Here is a 19,975-nt window from a genome sequence, read left to right on the forward strand (position 1 = left end):
CCCGATCATCTGCCTCACCGACCTCAGGGCAAGCCTTTCATATAGTCGTTCAGCTCCAGGGGCAATCCGCGACACCCTAAGCAAAATTCTCTAGGCTACCCTGAACACCGATCAGAGTTTTGTGTCTGAAGCAACATCCAAATCGGTCGAGCCCGTTTTACCCTAGGAGTGACACGACCAGCCAATGACCTGACGGGAATGGGACGGGTACTTGATTTCATGCTCAGCAGTTATGACAGCCGAAGACTACAACCGAAATCGTTTCAGGCTGGCCACAGCAAGAGTCGCAGTCGTGACGTTTCCCCTCGTCCTAGCTCTGTGGCATGGACACCGGTTGCTACAACAGGAGCTGTCAGACTCACAACCCTTGGAATCCCTTGCCAGTACTCAAGTTCATTTAGCCCTTTGGCTACCTTCAATGTTGGCTGCCTTGACTGGTGTGCTAGTGGCCCTACTGTTATGTTTACGCCGTTTCTATCGATGGTTACGTCATCCTAGGGGCGATCGCAGTGCCGTTGAGTTTGCCCTAGATCGTGAACGGCTGTTTAATCACACCCTCATCGAAGCCAATCCGGCTTTTGTCGTGGCCATTTCCCCGGAGGGGGAAGTCTTGCGCATGAACGAATCGATGCTTAGGGCCCTGGGGTATCGTCGAGAGGAGGTATTGGGGCGAAATTATCTGTCCTGTTGTGTCCCCCCTTGCGATCGCTCCCGTGTACGAGAACTCTTCCAGGATCTCGTTGATGTCTTGGATAGGATTCAGGCTGAAAGCTCTCTGATGACGAAAGATGGTGAGATTCTTTGGGTAGCGTGGCATGGTCAGTCTGTCCGTCAATGTCCCAGTGGCGCCTGTGAGTTTATCCTGGGCATTGGCAATGACATTACCGATCGCCAACACACCATCCAAGCCTTAGCCACCGCCGAAGCCAAGTATCGTAGTATTTTTGAAAACGCGATCGAGGGCATTTTTCAAGTTTCTCCTGAAGGCTATTATCTCAGTGCCAACCCGGCCTTAGCCATCATCCTGGGCTATGAGTCTCCAGAACACCTCATTCAGAAAATCGATAATATCGACCGTCAACTCTATGTTGATTCGAGTCGCCGCGCGAAACTGCTACGACTGCTACAAACTCAAAATGTTGTTTCCGGCTTTGAGGCAGAAGTCTATCGTCGCGATGGTTCGGTGGTTTGGATTTCTGAAGATGTGCGAGCAGTTCGAGATCACAATGGGGCCTTGCTTCACTATGAAGGCTCCGTTGTGGATATCACCGAACGCAAACGCACCGAACAACGACTACGCTATAACGCCTCCCACGATGAACTGACGGGATTATGGAATCGGGGTTGGTTCCTCTCACAACTTGAACGCAGTTTGCGGCGGTCACGCCGTCATCAAGACTATCAGTTTGTGGTCCTCTTCTTGGATCTCGATAATTTTAAAGGCGTTAATGATAGTCTCGGCCATGTCATCGGCGATCGCCTGCTCTTAGAAGTTGCCCATCGCCTAGAACTGTGCTTGCGGCCCGGTGACACCCTCGCTCGTCTTGGGGGAGATGAGTTCACCATTCTTATGGAAAACCTTCAAGACTTACAGGAGGCCGTTCAACTGGCCCAGCGGATCCAACAGTCCCTGCGAGAGCCCCTCCCCGTTGAAAATCATCGCATCTTTACCCAAGTCAGCATTGGCATTGCTCCCGCCGATCCTGGCCACCGCCAACCTCAAGATTTATTACAAGATGCTGATATTGCGCTCTATCGGGCGAAAAAGCAGAAACCCACTGAAGGCTATGTGATCTTTGATCGGACCATGCGCAGTGAAACGATCCGACGACTACAGCTAGAAACTGACCTAAGGGGGGCGATCGAGCGCAACGAGTTAAAGGTCGTCTATCAACCGATCGTTTGCCTAGACACCCTGAAAATCACTGGTTTTGAAGCCCTAGTCCGTTGGCGACACAGTCAATATGGGCCGATCTCACCCTCAGAATTTATTCCCATTGCTGAGGAAAGTGGTTCCATCCAAGCCTTAGGGGCCTGGGTATTACGCACCGCTGGCCATCAACTGCGACAGTGGCAAAAGACCATTCTGGGTTGCGATCGCCTGTCCATGAGCATCAATCTATCCGGGAGGCAACTCTCTCAAGCCTTTATCAGCCAATTAGACTATCTCCTGGCCGACACACAACTCGACGGAGGGACCCTAAAACTAGAAATTACGGAAACCGCTCTGATGGAGGATGTAGACAGTGCCATTGTCCTTCTTAAGCAAATCCAAGACCGTCACGTGGTCTTATGCCTTGATGACTTTGGCACAGGGTATTGTTCCCTCAACTATCTACATCGATTTCCGATTCAGATTATCAAACTTGATCGCTCCTTTGTTGAACGGCTCTTTGACAGCGATGGCCGGCCTCCCATCGCCCCTGCCATCGTTAATCTCGCCCAACACTTACAAATTCATACCATTGCCGAGGGCATTGAAAACCTAGAACAACTCCAATATCTACAAAACATCGGTTGCAATTACGGGCAAGGCTATTGGTTCTCCCGTCCCCTAGAGGCTTCACGAGCCGAACAACTGCTACAAGAAGACTTCAACCCCCAGGCCCTAGCCGGGTAACCCCGCCGTCTTCCCCATGGTCTTGAGAGACTCCTCATGTCAAACATGTGTCAAATCGTTGACATTGATTTGACAAAGAGCCTGAAATCGTGTAACGCTAATGCCTAAATTTAGGTAGCGATCCATTTGCGATCGCCCCTGAGGGTGTATCATACCCAGCCTAGATTCACATTTGCAGCTTTCTTGAACCAATTTAGGGAACTGAAACGTAAATTTCTAGGTTTTGGGTAAAATCGAAACCAAACTTTCATCTCGATCGAGCTGAGACTGTCGTTCTGGAGGACAGACCCATTAATCGTTCTTTTGACCCTAAGGAACTCCGTTCCCCCACTTCCCCCACCCACTGTATCGAAACTGCACAACCCCCTATGACAAGCACCACTCTAGAGCCGACCTCTGCCACAGAGGTTAACGAGTCCGTTCTACACATCTGGGGACGACAGCCTCTCTCTGGAGACGTAACCATCAGTGGCGCCAAAAATGCCGCCTTAGCGCTCATCGCGGGGTCTCTACTCTGTCCCGAAACCTGCCGCCTCCGCAATGTCCCTGGATTAGTTGACATTGCTCGTATGGCCCAGATCGTCAGTGCTTTGGGAGTTAAACTCCACCGGGATGGAGATCTCATGGAAATTGACGCCAGCCATATCGGTCAATCTCAAGCCCCCTATGAACTGGTGAGCCAACTGCGAGCCAGCTTCTTCGTCATCGGTCCGTTGCTGGCCCGTCTGGGAATTGCCAACGTTCCCCTTCCGGGTGGCTGTGCCATCGGCGCTCGTCCCGTAGATCTCCATGTTCGTGGCCTACAGGCCCTCGGCGCCGATGTGCAAATTCAACATGGTGTCGTTCGGGCCTGCATCACCGGTGGCCGGACACGACTCCAAGGAGCAAAAATCTACCTGGACTATCCCAGCGTCGGTGCCACCGAAACCCTAATGATGGCTGCCACCCTAGCAGAAGGAGAGACCATTCTCGATAACGCCGCCCAAGAACCTGAAGTCATTGATTTAGCCAACTTCTGCCGTGCCATGGGCGCAAAAATTGAAGGGGCTGGCAGCAAAACCATTCGTATCAGCGGTGTTCCCAAACTCCATACCGCTGACTACAGCATCGTTCCCGATCGCATCGAAGCCGGAACCTTTCTCGTGGCCGGGGCCATCACCCAATCTGAGATTAGCCTCTCCCCAGTGGTTCCTGAACACCTCACCGCCGCGATCGCTAAGTTACGCAGCGCCGGAACCCAAGTGGTCATGGATGGACCCGATCGCCTGCGCGTTGTCCCCGGTCCCATTCAGGCCGTTGATATCGAAACCCAACCCTTCCCCGGTTTCCCCACGGATATGCAGGCCCAATTTATGGCTCTGCTGACCCTGAGTCAGGGCAGCAGCGTGATTACCGAAACCGTCTTTGAAAACCGCTTGCGTCATGTCGCTGAACTACAGCGGATGGGTGCTGATATTCGCGTCAAAGGCAATATTGCCGTGGTGCGCGGGGTTCCCCTGCTCTCTGGGGCCCCGGTGGTCGCTACCGATTTACGTGCCTCCGCTGCCCTAGTCTTAGCCGGGCTGGCCGCCGAAGGCAAAACCATCGTGCAAGAGTTACGACATCTCGATCGCGGCTATGAGAACTTAGCCGGAAAACTGCAAACCCTGGGGGCGCGGGTGGAACGAGTCCCAGTTAGCAACGAGGCAACGGTCTAACACCGCCTGGCCCTATCCTCCCCCCCCGTGAGTCAGTCCCCGGCTCATGGGGGGATTTATATGGGGCGGCATCCTCTCCTCCCAGGCGATCGCTCTCACCCTAAACAGTAAGGCCTCTATAATGGCGAATGGGGGTCCTTGCCATGTTCTATCTATTGTCTAGGTTGAGTTATTATGTCTTTCTCCAAAACGCTCCTGGTGGGGCTGAGATCAGAACAGTTCCGCCATCCTCTTGATTTGCGGGCGACTACCGCCCTAAAACAGATCCCCGGCTTGGATGTTCTAATTCGTAATCTCCTTGGAGCCTTGGGAGAGCAATACTTTTATTTGGAAAATATCGCGTCTGGGGTGCAGGTTGGCCCCAAGCAACTCCCCGATCTGCATCAGTTGCTCCTCGAAGCGGCTGAGGTGTTAGACGTGGAAGCACCCCAGTTGTATGTCCGTCAACATCCAGTGCCCAATGCCTATACCTTTGCCATGCGAGGACGGCAGGCCTTCGTCGTGCTGCATACCTCCTTACTCGAACTGTTAACCCCAGAGGAAATTCAAGCGGTGATTGCCCATGAATTGGGCCACCTCAAATGTGAGCATGGGGTGTATTTGACCTTAGCCAATTTAATTACCCTAGCTGTGGGTCAAGTCCCTAATTGGGGAACTCTTGTGGCCCAGAGTCTCCAGGCGCAAATGTTGGAATGGCTGCGCTGTGCCGAGTTTAGCTGCGATCGCGCTGCCTTATTAGCCACTCAAAATCCGCGCACGGTGATGTCGGTGCTGATGAAGCTGGCCGGAGGCTCCCCTAGCCTATCCCCCCAGCTCAACTTAGATGCTTTCCTAGAGCAAGCCCGCTCCTATGATGCCATCGGAGATGATGCCCTCGGGGAAACCCTCAAACAACTGCAAACGGAACAACTGAGTCATCCTGTCCCCGTGTTGCGGGCCCGGGAAATTGATCGCTGGTCTAGCAGCCAAAATTATTATGACTTGTTAAAATCTGGTCAAAGCTGCTATACTGGCGGAACCAACGCAACGGGCGGATGGCGAAATTGGTAGACGCACCACACTCAAAATGTGGCGGCTTCGGCCGTGAGAGTTCGAGTCTCTCTCTGCCCATTTAAAATCTCGAAGAGACTAGGGGTTCTGCAACCTCTAGTCTTTTTCGTTGTTTATCTTCAGAACTTGCTATAACGGAGGGGGGCGATCGCCCTGGCCGACAGCCCGAACATTTCACCGATTATGACTGTAGATAAATCCCTTTCCACGGCAACCCCGTCCCGATCCCGGCCGGGCTCCTCTTGGTTTGCCAAAGCGACGATCGCCCTCTGTCTCCTCCTACTCATTGTTGCGGCAGTTCCTAAATACCTCCAAGGCCGTCCACCCATCGACGCCATCCCCGATGCACCCCTTGCCTCCTTGGAAATCCTGCGGGAACAGGGTCTGAGCTTAGACAATTGGACCAATGTGGATGTACAGAACATCCAGCTTGGACCTAATCGTTGGGTCATGCAAACCCTCAGTTGGGACGCTCCAGAGCCACCAGAGGATCACAGCGATCGCGCCACCCTCCTGATGAGTCCCCAGCGAGTTCAAAGCGGAACCTCCGCCCAACCACAAATGGAATGGATGGACGTGCGGGGACTCGGACGAGCCCAGGGGCAACGGTGGATTGAAGATCAACCTCAACCTCTGCACTTCAGCGTAACTCCTCAATCCAGTCCAGCCATTAACGTCCAAGCTCGCTATTTCCGGGGTCGCACCGAACGACGCAGCTTTGCCATTGTCCAGTGGTATGCTTGGGAAAACGGCGGCCATCCCAGCCTCGTCCGTTGGTTCTGGCGCGATCGCCTAGCCCGTCTCCAGAATCGTCGCTTACCCTGGGTTGCCATGTCTCTGATTCTCCCCATTGAGCATCTGAGCCCAGTGGATGATGTCCGGCCCTTCCTAGAATCCTTTGCCCAACAGGTCCATGGCGCTCTCCTCGACCAAGCCTTCAACGGGACCTCAACCTCCTCCTCAACCCCTGAGTTGCCTAACTCAGTTATGTCTCAAACGAACTAAGACCGTTCTGAACCATAGAACCTAACTTAGTCAACATATCTGAAGTTTTAAAGTGTTCAGTTTGATGTGTCCTAATTGAATCGCGATGTCTTCCCCCTTTCTCCATCTTCCCCCCTGGCGTTCAGGTACCGCCGTCCTCTCCGGTGCCGTCCTAGTTGCCATTCAGCTGCTGCCGCTCCAGAGGGCGATCGCCCAAACGCAGGGGGAGCGTCGTATCGTAGAGCCAACTCAGACCCCAAGCCGTTTATCGCCACAATGGCAGCAATTTGAGACCCAGCGGCAAAGGGAACATCGGCAAACCATGGACTATCTGGAGAGGTGGCTGCGCGATCGCCTCGACCGATTTCCCGCCTCAGAACGACTCCCCCCCGCCATCCTCCAGGATCCCAGCCGTCCTCCCGAGCGGCAGGTTCCCATTGATAGCGTCGCTTGGGATGAATACCGCCTTGGTATTGGTGACGGCATTTCCATTGTCGTCCAGCCCCCCTTTCAAGACCTCAGTACCACAGCGCAACTGTCCTTTCAGGGAACCATCTTTGTCCCCCTCCTCGGAACCGTGAATCTGGAAGGACTCACCGTGGACGAAGCCGCCCAACTTCTAGAAACATCCCTCAATCAATTTGTCGTTGACCCCGAAGTCCAAGTTATTCTCGCCCAACCCCGGCAATCCCAAATCACGGTCACCGGTGAAGTTGAACGGCCGGGGTTTTTCCCCATTGCACCCAACTCTCCCTTAGTCCAAGCCCTACTCACCGCCGGTGGTGTCACCCTGGATGCGGACCTACGTGAAGTCACCGTCGAGCGACGTTTTTCCAACGGGGAGCAAGTCACCCAAACCTTTGACCTACATACCCCCCTCATCCTCGGACAAGCCATTCCCGATGTGCGTCTGCGGGATGGAGATGTGATTCGAGTGCCCACCCGGCCCCGGGAATTTGACTCCGACTACGATCGCAGCATCCTGCAACGGACCGCCCTCGTCTCCACCACTAGCCGACCCATCGCCGTCACCATCACCGGCGAAGTTGTCCGTCCCGGCTACTATGACTTCGCCTCCCGCCCTGCCCCAGAAGTGGACGGCGCCCTAGTCGCCGCCCAAGGAACCAAAACCACCGCCGACCTACGACGTATCCTGATTCGCCGTCGTCTTCCCGACGGAACCGCCATTGAACGGGAAGTAGACCTCTTTACCCCTCTCCTAGAAGGGCGACCCCTACCTCAATTGGGATTAGAAGATGGAGATGTCATCATCGTCCCCGAAATTCGCCCCGAAGACCGAGAAAACTACGATGTGGAACTGATGACTCGCACCAGCATCTCGCAACAGCGGATTGTGGTGCGCTTAGTTAGCCGCCCAGGAAACTCTGCCGGTCGCCAAGATCTCCCCGCCGGTAGCCGTTTAGCTGATGCGATCGGTGGCGTACCCCTTAATACCGCTCGCCTAGGTCGTGTGGCTCTCATTCGCTTTGACGAAGAATTGGGTGAGCCTGTAACAGAATATTACGATGTGCGGGAAGCTATCATGGGTAACATGGATGAAAACCCCCTACTCCAAGATCGAGATGTTATTGTGGTGGGGCGGAACCTCATTGCTCAGTTGGGGAACTTTTTAAACACCTTTACCCAGCCATTCCGGGACGTCTTAGGCTTTCTCTTATTCTTTGATCAACTCTCTAATAGCGCTGAAAACCTCTTTGGCCCAAGTGGGGGTGATAATAACCAAAACTAAGCCCCCATCTCGTCCCCACTCCAGCTGACCCCGTAAACTAGAGACAGGACTCAACCAGGTATATCAATTGTGGCACCCTCAATCGTTAAACGGTACGTCATTGCGTTTGGAAAATATAAGTTTGCCGGATTTGCCGTCTTTGCCCTTGCGGTCGGTGTTTCCGGACTCATGGGTTTAGAAGAGCCTCCGCCGCCGAGCTATAACGCCTCTGGGGTCATGAGCTTAAAGCAGGAGCCGGTGACCGTGTCACAAACCGGTCCTAACATTCAAGAACAGGGTAAGCAAGCCCTCAACCAAGAGTTTCTGATTGATGACCAAGTCGTTGAGAACATTGCTGCACAAGTTGGCGTTCCTCCTCGACAGATTCGCTCAGCCCGGCTACGAACCCCTGGCACTGAAGGACCGCAGCTGTTTGAGGTTTCCTATATGGATTCCACGCCGGAACGAGCTAAACAGGTGGTGCAGCTCTTGATGGAGTCATCCGTTGAAAAAAGCCGGATGCTCAATACCTCCCGGCTGGATGTGTTGATTGCGGCCCTAAATGAGCGGATTCCAGAAGTTGAGGCCGACTTACGAGAAGCCGAAGAGCGTTTAGTCCAATTTGATCGCATTGAGGGTGCTGCCCTGGTGCTGGGTCGCGACGGTATGTTAGTCGGTAATATCCGTAGCACTCAGAGTCGACAAGACGAACTGCAACGACAAATCGAAGAAGTCACCACCCAGATGCAGAGTCTAGAAGCTCGTTTGGGCTTAACGGTGGATGAAGCCTATACCTCATCAGCCCTGAGTCGCGATCCCATCGTTAATAACCTGCGGGGACAGATTCACCAAATTGAAAGTCAGCAGGCTCTTCTCGGTCAAACCTTACGCCCAGATCACCCGCAGGTGGTTGAGTTACGCCGTCAATTAGCGGGGTTAGAACGCCTGCTAGAAAACCGCGCCCGAGAGGTGATTGGCGGAGAGGGGATTGGTCAGCCCTTATATGACAGTCGCCGGGTTCGCACCCAAAGCAGCCTCGATCCCACCCGGCAAGAAATGGCGAATCAGTTGGTGGGGTTACAAACTCAGCGAGAGATGCTGCTACAAAACTTGGCACAAACGGAACGGCTAGAGAATGAGTTACTGGCCGAGTTTCAGAATCTACCCAATTTAGAGTTAGAACGGGAACGACTCAGTCAGGTCGTGGCCATTCATAAGTCCCTGTTTAACCAGTTACAGGCTCGGCTCATTGATGCAGAGTCAGCGCGTACAGAAACCGTCAGCAATCTCAGTATTGCCCAGGAACCCCAGGTGCAGGAGATTCGGGAAGATGCTGCTAATATCTTTTTGTTGGTTCTCATCGGCGGTGGAGCCGGTTTAGCGGCGGGAGCCATCCTCATCTTTGGCTTATCGGCACTCGAAGGACGCTTCTACACCATGGAGGAAGTGCGCGGGGCCCTAGAAGGCCGAGATTTGTCGGTGTTGGGGACGATTCCCTATATCGAGGACTTCGATTCAGCTGCGTTGGCTCAGGAAGAGCCGTTCCCTGTTCTCTTGTCGCCCCATTCCCCCTACTTGGACCATTACGAAAGCCTGCGTAGCACCTTGCAACGAGTTGAAGGAACCCCACCCCGGGTTGTTTTACTCACCAGTCCGGCTGCTGAAGAAGGGAAGTCATTGACCGCCTATAACCTAGCCATCGCTGCTGCTCGGGCGGGGAAACGAACCCTGTTGGTTGAAGCTGATCTGCGATCGCCCTCTCGGGCAGAGTCCCTCAAAATCAGCCTCGATCCTCAACGTTTCACGGAACCCCTGAAGCACTATGACAGCATGAATCGCAATGCGCATCTGGTTCCAGATGTGCCGAACCTATATGTGATTCCCAGTCCGGGTCCTCAACGACAGGTCTCCGCCGTTATCGAATCCAGTGAACTACGCCAGTTGCTGATGCAAGCCCGGGCCCGCTTTGATTTCGTTGTTGTGGATTCACCGGCCCTGAGTCGATGTAACGATACCCTAGCCCTTGAACCCTTTACCGATGGTCTGCTCATTGTGGCTCGACCTGGGATAACTCGGGGTGGCCTCCTCAACGAATATGCAGAAATGCTAGAAGAGGCTGAGGAGCGAGTGCGTGTCCTCGGGTCCGTGGTCAATGGAGCGGAAATTGTGGTCGAGATTCCCTATGAAGAGGAGGAGGAAGAGCCAGTAACCCGGTCGAGCTACGAGTCTGCCCTCTATGATGACTATCTCGGACATCCTGAAGCCGAACACCCAGAAGTACCCACCTCGACGCGAAACCCGTCTTAAGGAAATTGGAGTCTTAGCGGTTGGAGGGAAGCGTTCCCCAGCCGGGGACCTTCTCCGCCGCACTGAGGGTAAAGGCCGCCAGTTCTTCGAGTTGTGGGCGAGCCAGCCAACTCTCGGGAACTTCCCGACACCAGTCACTGAAATCGGAGCCGTCATAGGTCATGGGTTGTCGTAGATAGGTGACAAAGCCATCGATGTTATCTCGTGCTGGCGTGGCCCCGGCTAAATCCTCCAGGGTTAGGGAAATTTGGGGGAAGGGCAAGGTCAAACCGTTGGCATGACAGTAGGCGCAGTTTTCCATGAAGATGTCCCGGCCTCGGGTGAGAGCTTCACCGGAATAACTGGCTTGATTGCCCTGAGGGTCCAGTTTAACCCGGGCCGGACCGTCGGGGGTCAGATATCGCGCTACATCAGCATTGACTCCATTCGCTAGGGCTGGAGCGCTTCCCCAGAGGAGAACTCCCAGGAGGGCGATCGCGGCCAGGGTATGTTTAAACCAAGCGTCCAGGAAGGCGTTCCGTTGAAAAGCCATAGTTATCCTTGTGTTAAAAAACAGCAAGATTGCCAAAAACCGGCGATCGCAATAGAGGAACGCCCGGTTTTCTCAACCTTAAAAATTGCTCTGGCAGTATCCCAATGACCGGAGAGGACAACAGCGACGAAGACCTCGGCCAAACCGGGGATTCATCGCTATTGTCACCTCACCGTTCATCGGTAGAATGGGAAGATTTAGTTATAAACCTTACCGCCACCCCATTGAGTCCCCCGGAGTTTGGGCTGAATCAGAATATGCCCCGCGATATTAAACAAATCGTCGTCTGTTAAATTTCTCATTTCAGGGAAAATGTCTGAACTCGACGTAGCCGGGTGCAGTTCGGAAATATCAAACTCACCATCAAAGGTAGTGGGGTTTTTCATATAATCCACCAGGGCCTCAACATTATCCCGACGAGGGGTTGCTAAGGCCAAACTCTCGGAACTTAGATTGACGTTGGGGTTGGTCTTGGTCAGTCCAACGGGATGGCACTGGGCGCAAATATCACCAAAGAGCCGTTTGCCACGGGTGGCCTGTTCCAGAGATAAGGTGACGGTTTCCCCCTGTTCGTTCAAGGTGACGGTGCGGGTTTCAGCATCGAGTTCCAACGCCATGGCGCTGTTCGTGCCGAAGCTACATACTAAGACGACCACCGCGATCGCAAGCCAAAAGAATCTTTTTAGCATTGTTTTCCTCTAAACTTTATTGATGTTCAGCCAAGCTTGAATGTGGGACAAGCTTTTAATCTCTTGTCAGTACACATATCATGCCAGAGTCTGGGGACGTTAGAGCGGTTGTTTTAAGGATTTGTTATCTTTACGGACCTAGGATGGCTCATTTGACCCAGAAATTTCTAGGGCCACGGCATCACTCTCCTGGCCCTGAGGAACCTGATGATGAGTCCGTTTCAGGGAGGGATGATGCAAACGAATTAACTGCCCCAACAGTCCCTTGAGTTGAGGACGAGGCACAATGGCATCGACAAACCCGTGGCTGAGCAGATCTTCAGCCGACTGAAAATCCTCCGGCAGTTTCTGGCGTAAAGTTTGTTCAATCACCCGCCGTCCCGCAAAACCAATGGTAGCTTTCGGCTCCGCCAGGATAATATCACCTAACATGGCAAAACTGGCCGTAACGCCGCCAGTGGTGGGATGAGTCAGAATGGGGATATAGAGCAATTGCGCTTGTCGGTGGCGCTGCAAGGCTCCGGAAATTTTCGCCATCTGCATCAGGCTCAACATCCCCTCCTGCATCCTCGCCCCTCCAGAGGCGCAGACAATAATCACAGGACGTTCAGCGGCGGTTCCCTGCTCAATCAGCCGGGTTAAGGTTTCCCCCACCACGGACCCCATGCTGCCTCCCATAAAGCGGAAGTCCATCACCCCTAGGGCAATGGGTAACCCATCCAGGTCACCGAAACCCGTTTGCACGGCATCGTTGAGTTGAGTTTTTTGTTGATAATCACTGAGGCGATCGCGGTAGGCCTTGCGATCGCAAAATCCTAAGGGGTCCGTGGGACGCAACTGGCGATTCAGAGCCTGCCAGGTGCCAGCATCAATCAGTTGTTGAATACGCTCATCACTAAAAATGCGACCATGATGACCGCATTCAGGACACACCATGTGGTTGGCCGCCAAGTCTTTCGTGTAGGTTAAAACACCACAGGACTCGCACTTGGTCCAAAGCCCCTCGGCGATTTCTCGTTCCTGCTGCTTCTGACCGATAGAATTTAACTTGCGTCGGTCAGCAAACCAATCAAATAGAGACATGAAGTTCTGGGATTTTTAAAAGCAATCTCGCGGCTGAGGTTTGACGGACAGACAGAGCCGTCGACAGGTCAACCCTCTCAAACAGATACCTGGTCAGGGGATTGGACTAGGTTGACGGTCGCTCTGTTGCCAGGACTAAAATGGATTAGGGATCTCTGTCATGGATCGCATCCTATCAAATTCCGGGACTCAAACGCGATTTCTTGTGGCAGATCAAGATCTGGAATTGACCCATTTAGCCAATTCTCTCCCCAGGATACTCTGATATGCAGGCCATTTAACCCTCAATCTCTGGAGGATATTTTCCATGAAGCCCATTTTACCTCTGCTCCTGCTAACCCTGGTCAGTGCCTCCGTGGCCAATCCAACCCCAGCTCAGGCCCAAGACCGTTTCGCGGAACGCAATGCCCGTTTAGAAGAGTTTTCCCTGTCCACCTTCGACGTTAACCGAGCTAAAAATCAAGCCCGTCAACTGGCTGAACGTCTCAATGGGGGCTTACAACGCTATCGCGCTGAGGCTTCCATGCACGGACCCTCTGCTGACGCCCCCTACCGCTTGACGGACAACGGAGAAATTGAGTTTCGCTTTTTCGGACGGGCCCCCCAGGACAGTCACTACAGCATTGAGACGGTGGTTCTTGTTAATCCCAACACGTGGGAGGTAGAGGCGACCTATAATGGTGAGATTCGCCCCGAGCCGGCAAGGGAGGATTAAAGAACCCCGGCGGGGAAAAAGATTTCTAGGTAGAGATTCAGCCAACGGGTTCCCCAAATGGCGGCCATTGCCCCCCCCAGGGCGAGAAAAGGACCAAAGGGCATAGGTTGCGATCGCCCCAAAATTCCCAGGGCGATCGCCCCTCCACCCATCACGGCTCCCAACAGGGCCCCAACGAACCCAGAAATCACCATCAATCCCGGGCCCAACCAGGCCCCAATGGCCGCCAGTAATTTCCCATCACCGGCCCCCATGGCTTCTTTTCCCCAAGCCAAAGACCCTAAAAAGCGAACGGCGTCGATTAACCAAATCCCCAACACCGCCCCAAAAATCCCTCGCATCAGCCCCTCAATAGCCGAATCCCCCTGCCAGCCTTGTAGGGTCTGATAGACTAGCCCTGAGAGAACCCCTAAACGAGTTAGAGGGTTCGGGAGCGTCATGGTATCCCAATCAATCAGGGCCAACACCAACAGTCCTGTTAAAAATAGCCAATAGCCCACGGTCGTCAACGAGACCTCATAGCGCCAAAATACCCCCAAAAACAACAGTCCCGTCACCGCCTCAACGATGGGATAGCGGGGGGAAATGGGACTATGGCAATGGGCGCAGCGTCCTCGCAAACGCAACCACCCCAACACCGGGATATTTTCCCCTTTCCCTAAGCCATGTCCACAATGGGGACAACGAGAGGGAGGATGGAGTAAGGACTGGCCTGCGGGTAGACGATAAATGACCACATTGGCAAAGCTGCCAATTGAAGCGCCCAAGGCAAATACAATAAGAAGCATGGGCAACGCCCACAGGTGATCGATCATAGTTACGATGGCCCCTGTTGTCTAGCAACTCTTATCTGTCAGTCTAACTGGAATTTGCTTTATGTATTTAGTGACTGGTGCAACCGGAAGTGTCGGCAAACGCATTGTACGCCGGCTGCGCGATCGCGATTTGCCGGTGCGGGCCTTCGTGCGCCTCGCCTCCAATTACGCGGAACTCGAACAACGGGGCGCAGAAATTTTTATCGGTGACTTAGCCCAAGAGCGAGATATCCGCAAAGCCTGCCGGGATGTTCGCTACATTATCAGCGCCCACGGCTCGGATAGTGGTCAAGCCCAAGCCATTGACTACCGAGCCAACATTGATTTAATGGATTTTGGCCAGGAAAACCGGGTTGACCATTTTGTCTACATCTCCGTGTTAGGGACCGATCGCGGCTACCAAGATTCTCCCGTTTTTAAGGCGAAGCGAGAGGTAGAAAATGCCTTACAAAAAACTGATTTGAATTATACGATTCTGCGTCCCTCTGGCTTTGCCTCAAATCTCTTACCCCTAGCTGAACGCTTCCGGGATACGGGTATCTACTTTGCCATTGGTGATCTCAAAAATCGCTCCTCAATTCTCAGTCCCGATGATTTAGCCGAACTTGCCATTCAAGCCCCGGACTATGAGGCGGCCCAGAATCAGATTTTTGCAGTAGGGGGCCCAGAAATCCTCAATCGTGAGGATATTCCCAGAATTTTCAGTCAGGTGTTTGAGAAAGAACCCTTTGTGATTAATCTCCCCTTAAGCGTTCTCGATGGCGTTCGTTCAGCCTTGGGCTTCCTCAATCCTGACTTGCAGCGATCGCTGGGAACCTTACGGATTCTCTTAGCGAATGAATTTTTCTGTACGTCTGAGGAAATTCACCGACTTGAATCGGTGTTTGATATCCAAATGGAATCCTTAGAAAGCTTCTTAAAACGCTACTTACTCAATCGTTAACTTGGAGCAAATTGGTCGGGAACGTGACCCTTATCCCCTCCCCAGAGGGGATTTTTTACCTCTCCCGTTTACTGCCAAACCAATGACCCATACTCATGGCGACAGGTTTCTAAAACATGGCGAGCTACGGCATCCGGGTGACTCAAGGGATAAAACCCGTCAAACTCAGGCATGGTCGCTAAACCTTCGGGACTGGCGATCGCTGTATCTGAGCGTTCCACTGCATAGGAATAACGGATATGTTCATAGGTGGGAATCACGGTGATCTGTAACGCTTGATTGGTGATTTGCCCATAAAAACAATCAAAAGAAGACTGATACATAAAGAATCCGCCGACGACTTGATTTTGGCGAGATTCTAAAACCATATAAGCTGAACCCAGAACTTCAGGCTGACCGGATTCTCCATAGAAGTAAATATCCCCAGCCGAGGTGGTTTGAGTCGTTGAATCTTCCTGAGCGATCGCCCCAGGGACCGAAACAACCGAGGAGGGCAAATCAGCAGCGAGGGCCAACAGCAAACCAGGGAGAGAGAGGAGAAGCCAATAGCAATATTTCTTAACATCTTGAGCTGACCCAAATCGCTGAAACACCCCTCACACCTCTTGTAACTCGTTATCTCAATCATAAAAGATGACCGGGGTGAAGGGATATAGAACACCATGATAATCCCTGAAATCGTTACAAGACTTTAGAAAAACTGTTTTCAAGACCATGAACCTGTTGAAGGGCATTACCGATTTCCTAAGCCGCTGGATGTTCCCCCAGCCAAATCCTCAGCGGGTGAGTCAGATTGCGATGGTGTTGCTCACCTTAGCCCTAGGTGCTAATGGCTTAGAGGCATTACGTCCACAGACCTATGCTCCCAAACTGTTGCCCTTAGAGGTGGCCCCCGTCGAACAGACCGTCAGCCAACATACCGACATCTCCCTGGCCCGCATTGAACGCCTGAAACACAATACCAAACAGCAAATCGAACGCGATCGCCTTCCCCCTGATATTGAACATCACGTTCCCGCCGCCTATCAGGGGCAAATTGTGCGATCGCTGCCCCTGGCCCCCGGTGATCGGGCCATTGCCCTAACCTTCGACGATGGCCCCGGACCCTACACCGCCCCAATTCTCGATATCTTGCGCGAGCAGAATATCCGGGCTAGCTTTTTCGTTCTAGGACGAGTTCTGTCCACCTATCCCGAACTCTTACAACGCATTGTGGCCGACGGTCATATCCTAGGCAATCATACCTGGTCCCATCCCTACCTCGTCAAAAGTCACGCCTTGGCCAATCAAGAAATCGAGCAAACAGCAGAGTTGATTTATCAATACACCCGCGTTCGCACCCAACTGTTCCGCCCTCCCGGCGGCTTTCTCAACAATGCCCTCACCCCCTACGCCGCCGCCCAAAACTACGCCATCACCCTGTGGTCTGTGGACAGTTCCGACTACGTTCTCCCCCGTGAAGGCATTATCGAGCGCGTGGTCAATGGCATTCATCCAGGGGCGATCGTTCTCCTCCATGATGGGGGCGGTCCTCGTCATCACACCGTAGCCGCCTTACCCGTCATTATCAAGCAATTGCGAGAACAAGGCTATGAATTTGTCACCGTCACGGAGTTAATGGAACGCTCCCAGGCCGCCGCCACCCGAGCCTCAGAGTCGGCCCATCACATCCCAGTTTCACAACCCCCCCAGTAATTATCAGAACTTGCAGATATCCTTGATCCAAGAACTGGTTTAAGATAGATACTCGGGCTTCATTTGAGCACCTGCGCTCCCGACTTTACTCAGACAGCACATCATGCCGCATACCCTGCCGCACACCATGCCGGAACAACTCTTCAATACTCATATTGCCAACGCTCAGGTTCTGCAACCGCCCGTCGAGATGAAGGCTCAAGTGCCTCTGAGCGATCGCGCCCAACAGACCATCGCCCAATCCCGTCGCCAGCTTGAGGCCATTCTCGATCGTCGGGATTCTCGCAGCTTTGTTGTGGTTGGCCCCTGTTCTATCCATGATGTCAACGCTGCCAAAGACTATGCCCAACGGCTGCGGGAGTTGAGCGATCGCGTTCAAGACAAACTCCTGCTCGTGATGCGTGTCTATTTCGAGAAACCCCGCACCACCGTCGGCTGGAAAGGACTCATCAACGACCCCGACATGGATGACTCCTTCCAGATTGAAAAAGGACTGCTTCTGGCCCGTCAACTGCTAGCTGATATTGCCGATCTCGGCTTACCCACCGCCACCGAAGCCCTCGATCCCATCGTGCCTCAATATATCAGCGATGTTCTCAGTTGGTCCGCCATCGGCGCTCGCACCATTGAATCCCAAACTCACCGAGAAATGGCCAGCGGACTCTCCATGCCCGTAGGACTCAAAAATGGCACCAACGGCAGCATCGAAGTCGCCCTCAACGCCATGAAAGCGGCTCGGGAACCCCATAGTTTTCTGGGAATCGACGAAAATGGCTCCGTGAGCGTTTTTAAAACCAGCGGCAACGACTATGCCCACATCATCCTGCGGGGGGGCGGCGGTCAAGTGAACTACAATGCCGAATCCATTGCCCGAGTTGAAGCCGAACTCAAAGCGGCTGGTCTTCCGCCGCGCTTGGTGGTCGACTGTAGTCATGGCAATTCCCACAAAGACCATCGCCGTCAGGCTGGGGTGTTCCAAAATGTAGTGGAGCAAATCCAAGCGGGGAACTCCTCCATTGTGGGCATGATGTTAGAGTCCAATCTGTTTGAAGGGAACCAAACCATCCCTGGGGACTTAAACGACTTACGTTATGGGGTGTCCGTCACCGACAAGTGTTTGAGTTGGCAGGATACCGAAGCGACCATTTTGGCTGCCTATCAAACCCTAGGGGGGCGGTTGTAACCGCCTCTGGTAGGGGAATCCGCCGCGTAGATAACTTGGGATTTGGCCATGAGTAAGGCGCAAACAGCACGACTTGTTGAAGTCTTTTCGGCAATTCAGGGAGAAGGGGCTAACATTGGCACGCGGCAGATCTTTATCCGCTTTGCCCTTTGTGATTTGCGCTGTCTCTACTGTGATAGTGCCCACACCTGGCACGCCCCCGCCCAATGCCAGATTGAGCGCACACCGGGATTACGCGACTTTGACAGCTACGAGAATCCCATCTCGGTGGAGGTCTTGTCAGGGTTGGTGGAACGGCAAAATCGACCCGGGCTACATGACAGTATCAGTTTGACTGGGGGGGAACCCCTGTTGCACGCCCCGTTCCTAGAAGTATTTTTACCCGAGATTCGCCGACGGACTCAGCTGCCTATTTATCTGGAGACGGGCGGACATCGTCCTGATAAACTTGAGCCGGTTCTGCCCTATTTGGATTTAGTGGGGATGGATGTCAAGTTACCCAGTACCAGTGGTGAGACTTGGTGGGAGGAACATGAGCAGTTTTTGAAACTCTGCCATAGGGCGGGAGTTTCGGTGTTTGTCAAAACCATTGTCTGCGATCGCACCCCCGCCCAGGAACTCGAACGAGTGGCCCATTTAGTCTCCCGAGTCAACCCAGAAACCCCCATATACTTACAACCGGTCACCCCTCTCAATGGGGTTTTGCGGGCTACGAATGAGGCCTTGCGTAAGGATTCGTTCCGGGATGCGGTTGTCCCTGATCCTGAGCAGGTTCTGGCTTGGCAAACGATGATGAAACGGACGATTCGCCAGGTGCGAGTGGTTCCCCAAACTCATAAGATGATTGGGCAGTTGTAGGGGAGGCAAGAGGCAAGAGGCAAGAGGCATAACCCACCCCTGCTCCTCCCAGGAGGGGAAGGCAAAAGATGGTAGGATGCGTCCCGGCATCAGTAGGGGGTTTGACCTAAGCCTATCGACTCAAACTTGCCGGAACGCATCATTTGGGCAAGAGGCGATAGGAGGGGGTTAGTTGTTGAGGCTTTGGCGGGCTTCTCGGAAATCTCGGTTGGCGGCGTTGAGGTGGGTTCGGGCTAACTCTCCAGCTAGGGTTTGGCGGGGGATGAGTTCTAGGCGATCGATGGCATCTTGCCAGTCGAGGAGGGCTTGTTCCGCTCCTCGATGGGTGGTGGCTTGGCGGTACTGCGATCGCGCAGTCTGGAGTTCTTCTAAAACCTCATCTAATTCCTGATGAGCGTTCTTTTCTTGGAATAAGACCACATCCATGCGTCCGATATTTTTGCGGGCCGTCTCAAACTCATCGTGGGTGAATTTCCAGGAACAGCCAAAAAAGGTGCAATAGCGTTCTGGGTAATAGCCAAGAAACCAGACGGGAAGCTGATCGAGATGATGTTGGGCTTGGGTCACTTTTTCCTGCCCCAATTCTAAATCGGCGACGCTAGTGGCTTGGTTGACCAGTTGATCGGACTGTTCTACCAGGGCGATCGCTTCTCGGTAGTTATGGTCCATACTCAGGAAACTGGGCAACAACAACATAGGGGCATGTTGGGCGATCGGTTTGCGAATCATGGGATAGGGAAGATTGGCCAGAAAGACAAACCCCGTCAGTGCTGCGCCACCGGCAACAATCGCCCCGAGGGTCAGGGCGAGAGTTCGTCCCTTGGAGGGCTGATTGGCCTTCGCGGCTCGCTCAATGACCGTCTTGTTGAAGGGAGGATACTGATTGTGGATGATTCGTTTCAGTTGCACCTCCGTCAGAGGGGTTCCCTCCTGGCGTGCCAAGCCCTCAAGTTCCTGAAGCAGCAACTTACGCATGACGCGCTCCCCCACATCTCCCTGGGTATCTCCCTGTAACTCCACTCGTAGGATCCCCAAAGCACGGTTGTTTAAACGCTTCATGCGCTAGTCCTCAGTC

At 53.4% G+C, this 19,975-nt stretch carries 17 protein-coding genes and 1 tRNA gene; 12 read left to right on the forward strand and 6 right to left on the reverse strand.

Going from position 1 to position 19,975, the window contains the following annotated elements; genetic code table 11:
- The first annotated feature begins 232 nt into the window (after window positions 1-232).
- From NEA10_RS06660 to NEA10_RS06690, 7 genes are all read left to right on the forward strand, one after another.
- On the forward strand, window positions 233-2,620 hold the full coding sequence (locus tag NEA10_RS06660; protein WP_252664553.1) for a putative bifunctional diguanylate cyclase/phosphodiesterase: 2,388 nt from the start codon (window positions 233-235) through the stop codon (window positions 2,618-2,620).
- A gap of 368 nt (window positions 2,621-2,988) precedes the next feature.
- The gene (murA, locus tag NEA10_RS06665) at window positions 2,989-4,317 is read left to right on the forward strand and encodes a UDP-N-acetylglucosamine 1-carboxyvinyltransferase (RefSeq protein WP_252664554.1); all 1,329 of its coding nucleotides are present in this window, start codon (window positions 2,989-2,991) and stop codon (window positions 4,315-4,317) included.
- A 174-nt stretch (window positions 4,318-4,491) separates the two neighbouring features.
- The gene (locus NEA10_RS06670) at window positions 4,492-5,367 is read left to right on the forward strand and encodes a M48 family metallopeptidase (RefSeq protein WP_252664555.1); all 876 of its coding nucleotides are present in this window, start codon (window positions 4,492-4,494) and stop codon (window positions 5,365-5,367) included.
- Window positions 5,346-5,427, forward strand: a tRNA-Leu gene (locus NEA10_RS06675). Before NEA10_RS06670 ends, NEA10_RS06675 begins: the two co-directional genes overlap by 22 nt.
- A 123-nt stretch (window positions 5,428-5,550) precedes the next feature.
- A complete protein-coding gene (locus tag NEA10_RS06680) occupies window positions 5,551-6,372 on the forward strand; it encodes a cyanoexosortase B system-associated protein (protein WP_252664556.1) in 822 nt (273 codons plus the stop codon).
- Between the two features lie 85 nt (window positions 6,373-6,457).
- Window positions 6,458-8,101 (forward strand): polysaccharide biosynthesis/export family protein, encoded by a 1,644-nt coding sequence (locus NEA10_RS06685; RefSeq protein ID WP_252664557.1) that lies wholly within the window; start codon window positions 6,458-6,460, stop codon window positions 8,099-8,101.
- A gap of 69 nt (window positions 8,102-8,170) precedes the next feature.
- A complete protein-coding gene (locus tag NEA10_RS06690; protein ID WP_252664558.1) occupies window positions 8,171-10,387 on the forward strand; it encodes a GumC family protein in 2,217 nt (738 codons plus the stop codon).
- Window positions 10,388-10,400: 13 nt separating this feature from the next.
- On the opposite strand, the gene psbV2 is transcribed toward NEA10_RS06690, so the two are convergent.
- The 3 genes from psbV2 to accD all read right to left on the reverse strand — a co-directional run bounded on the left by psbV2 (window position 10,401) and on the right by accD (window position 12,691).
- The gene (gene psbV2, locus NEA10_RS06695) at window positions 10,401-10,919 is read right to left on the reverse strand and encodes a photosystem II cytochrome PsbV2 (protein WP_252664559.1); all 519 of its coding nucleotides are present in this window, start codon (window positions 10,917-10,919) and stop codon (window positions 10,401-10,403) included.
- A 197-nt stretch (window positions 10,920-11,116) separates the two neighbouring features.
- Window positions 11,117-11,608, reverse strand: coding sequence for a photosystem II cytochrome c-550 (gene psbV / locus NEA10_RS06700; protein ID WP_252664560.1), 492 nt, complete (start codon window positions 11,606-11,608; stop codon window positions 11,117-11,119).
- Window positions 11,609-11,746: 138 nt separating this feature from the next.
- On the reverse strand, window positions 11,747-12,691 hold the full coding sequence (gene accD, locus NEA10_RS06705) for an acetyl-CoA carboxylase, carboxyltransferase subunit beta (protein ID WP_252664561.1): 945 nt from the start codon (window positions 12,689-12,691) through the stop codon (window positions 11,747-11,749).
- Between the two features lie 307 nt (window positions 12,692-12,998).
- Here accD and NEA10_RS06710 point away from each other — a divergent pair, with 307 nt between their 5' ends.
- Complete coding sequence (locus NEA10_RS06710) at window positions 12,999-13,406, forward strand: hypothetical protein (RefSeq protein ID WP_252664562.1); 408 nt, start codon at window positions 12,999-13,001, stop codon at window positions 13,404-13,406.
- Here NEA10_RS06710 and NEA10_RS06715 read toward each other — a convergent pair.
- Window positions 13,403-14,194, reverse strand: coding sequence for a prepilin peptidase (locus NEA10_RS06715; protein ID WP_252664563.1), 792 nt, complete (start codon window positions 14,192-14,194; stop codon window positions 13,403-13,405). The two genes, NEA10_RS06710 and NEA10_RS06715, sit on opposite strands and share 4 nt — an antisense overlap.
- Before the next feature lie 88 nt (window positions 14,195-14,282).
- Between NEA10_RS06715 and NEA10_RS06720 the strand changes: the two genes are divergently transcribed.
- The gene (locus NEA10_RS06720) at window positions 14,283-15,164 is read left to right on the forward strand and encodes an SDR family oxidoreductase (protein WP_252664564.1); all 882 of its coding nucleotides are present in this window, start codon (window positions 14,283-14,285) and stop codon (window positions 15,162-15,164) included.
- A 68-nt stretch (window positions 15,165-15,232) separates the two neighbouring features.
- On the opposite strand, the gene NEA10_RS06725 is transcribed toward NEA10_RS06720, so the two are convergent.
- Complete coding sequence (locus tag NEA10_RS06725; RefSeq protein WP_252664565.1) at window positions 15,233-15,757, reverse strand: hypothetical protein; 525 nt, start codon at window positions 15,755-15,757, stop codon at window positions 15,233-15,235.
- 121 nt (window positions 15,758-15,878) lie between these two features.
- Between NEA10_RS06725 and NEA10_RS06730 the strand changes: the two genes are divergently transcribed.
- The 3 genes from NEA10_RS06730 (at window position 15,879) to NEA10_RS06740 (ending at window position 18,900) form a co-directional block, all read left to right on the forward strand.
- Window positions 15,879-16,859, forward strand: coding sequence for a polysaccharide deacetylase family protein (locus NEA10_RS06730; RefSeq protein ID WP_252664566.1), 981 nt, complete (start codon window positions 15,879-15,881; stop codon window positions 16,857-16,859).
- A gap of 103 nt (window positions 16,860-16,962) precedes the next feature.
- Window positions 16,963-18,042 (forward strand): 3-deoxy-7-phosphoheptulonate synthase, encoded by a 1,080-nt coding sequence (locus NEA10_RS06735; protein WP_309494756.1) that lies wholly within the window; start codon window positions 16,963-16,965, stop codon window positions 18,040-18,042.
- 48 nt (window positions 18,043-18,090) lie between these two features.
- Complete coding sequence (locus NEA10_RS06740) at window positions 18,091-18,900, forward strand: 7-carboxy-7-deazaguanine synthase QueE (protein ID WP_252664567.1); 810 nt, start codon at window positions 18,091-18,093, stop codon at window positions 18,898-18,900.
- A gap of 168 nt (window positions 18,901-19,068) precedes the next feature.
- On the opposite strand, the gene NEA10_RS06745 is transcribed toward NEA10_RS06740, so the two are convergent.
- Window positions 19,069-19,959, reverse strand: a complete 891-nt coding sequence (locus NEA10_RS06745; protein WP_252664568.1) for a hypothetical protein — start codon at window positions 19,957-19,959, stop codon at window positions 19,069-19,071.
- Window positions 19,960-19,975: the final 16 nt, after the last annotated feature.

The organism is Phormidium yuhuli AB48 (assembly GCF_023983615.1).
GTDB classification, from domain to species: Bacteria; Cyanobacteriota; Cyanobacteriia; order Cyanobacteriales; family Geitlerinemataceae; genus Sodalinema; species Sodalinema yuhuli.

Bases quoted from the DNA above. Each gene is read 5' to 3' on its own strand.
- NEA10_RS06660 (WP_252664553.1), top strand. From the start codon at position 233: ATGACAGCCGAAGACTACAACCGAAATCGTTTCAGGCTGGCCACAGCA.
- murA (WP_252664554.1), top strand. From the start codon at position 2,989: ATGACAAGCACCACTCTAGAGCCGACCTCTGCCACAGAGGTTAACGAG.
- NEA10_RS06670 (WP_252664555.1), top strand. From the start codon at position 4,492: ATGTCTTTCTCCAAAACGCTCCTGGTGGGGCTGAGATCAGAACAGTTC.
- NEA10_RS06680 (WP_252664556.1), top strand. From the start codon at position 5,551: ATGACTGTAGATAAATCCCTTTCCACGGCAACCCCGTCCCGATCCCGG.
- NEA10_RS06685 (WP_252664557.1), top strand. From the start codon at position 6,458: ATGTCTTCCCCCTTTCTCCATCTTCCCCCCTGGCGTTCAGGTACCGCC.
- psbV2 (WP_252664559.1), bottom strand. From the start codon at position 10,919: ATGGCTTTTCAACGGAACGCCTTCCTGGACGCTTGGTTTAAACATACC.
- psbV (WP_252664560.1), bottom strand. From the start codon at position 11,608: ATGCTAAAAAGATTCTTTTGGCTTGCGATCGCGGTGGTCGTCTTAGTA.
- accD (WP_252664561.1), bottom strand. From the start codon at position 12,691: ATGTCTCTATTTGATTGGTTTGCTGACCGACGCAAGTTAAATTCTATC.
- NEA10_RS06710 (WP_252664562.1), top strand. From the start codon at position 12,999: ATGAAGCCCATTTTACCTCTGCTCCTGCTAACCCTGGTCAGTGCCTCC.
- NEA10_RS06715 (WP_252664563.1), bottom strand. From the start codon at position 14,194: ATGCTTCTTATTGTATTTGCCTTGGGCGCTTCAATTGGCAGCTTTGCC.
- NEA10_RS06720 (WP_252664564.1), top strand. From the start codon at position 14,283: ATGTATTTAGTGACTGGTGCAACCGGAAGTGTCGGCAAACGCATTGTA.
- NEA10_RS06730 (WP_252664566.1), top strand. From the start codon at position 15,879: ATGAACCTGTTGAAGGGCATTACCGATTTCCTAAGCCGCTGGATGTTC.
- NEA10_RS06735 (WP_309494756.1), top strand. From the start codon at position 16,963: ATGCCGCATACCCTGCCGCACACCATGCCGGAACAACTCTTCAATACT.
- NEA10_RS06740 (WP_252664567.1), top strand. From the start codon at position 18,091: ATGAGTAAGGCGCAAACAGCACGACTTGTTGAAGTCTTTTCGGCAATT.
- NEA10_RS06745 (WP_252664568.1), bottom strand. From the start codon at position 19,959: ATGAAGCGTTTAAACAACCGTGCTTTGGGGATCCTACGAGTGGAGTTA.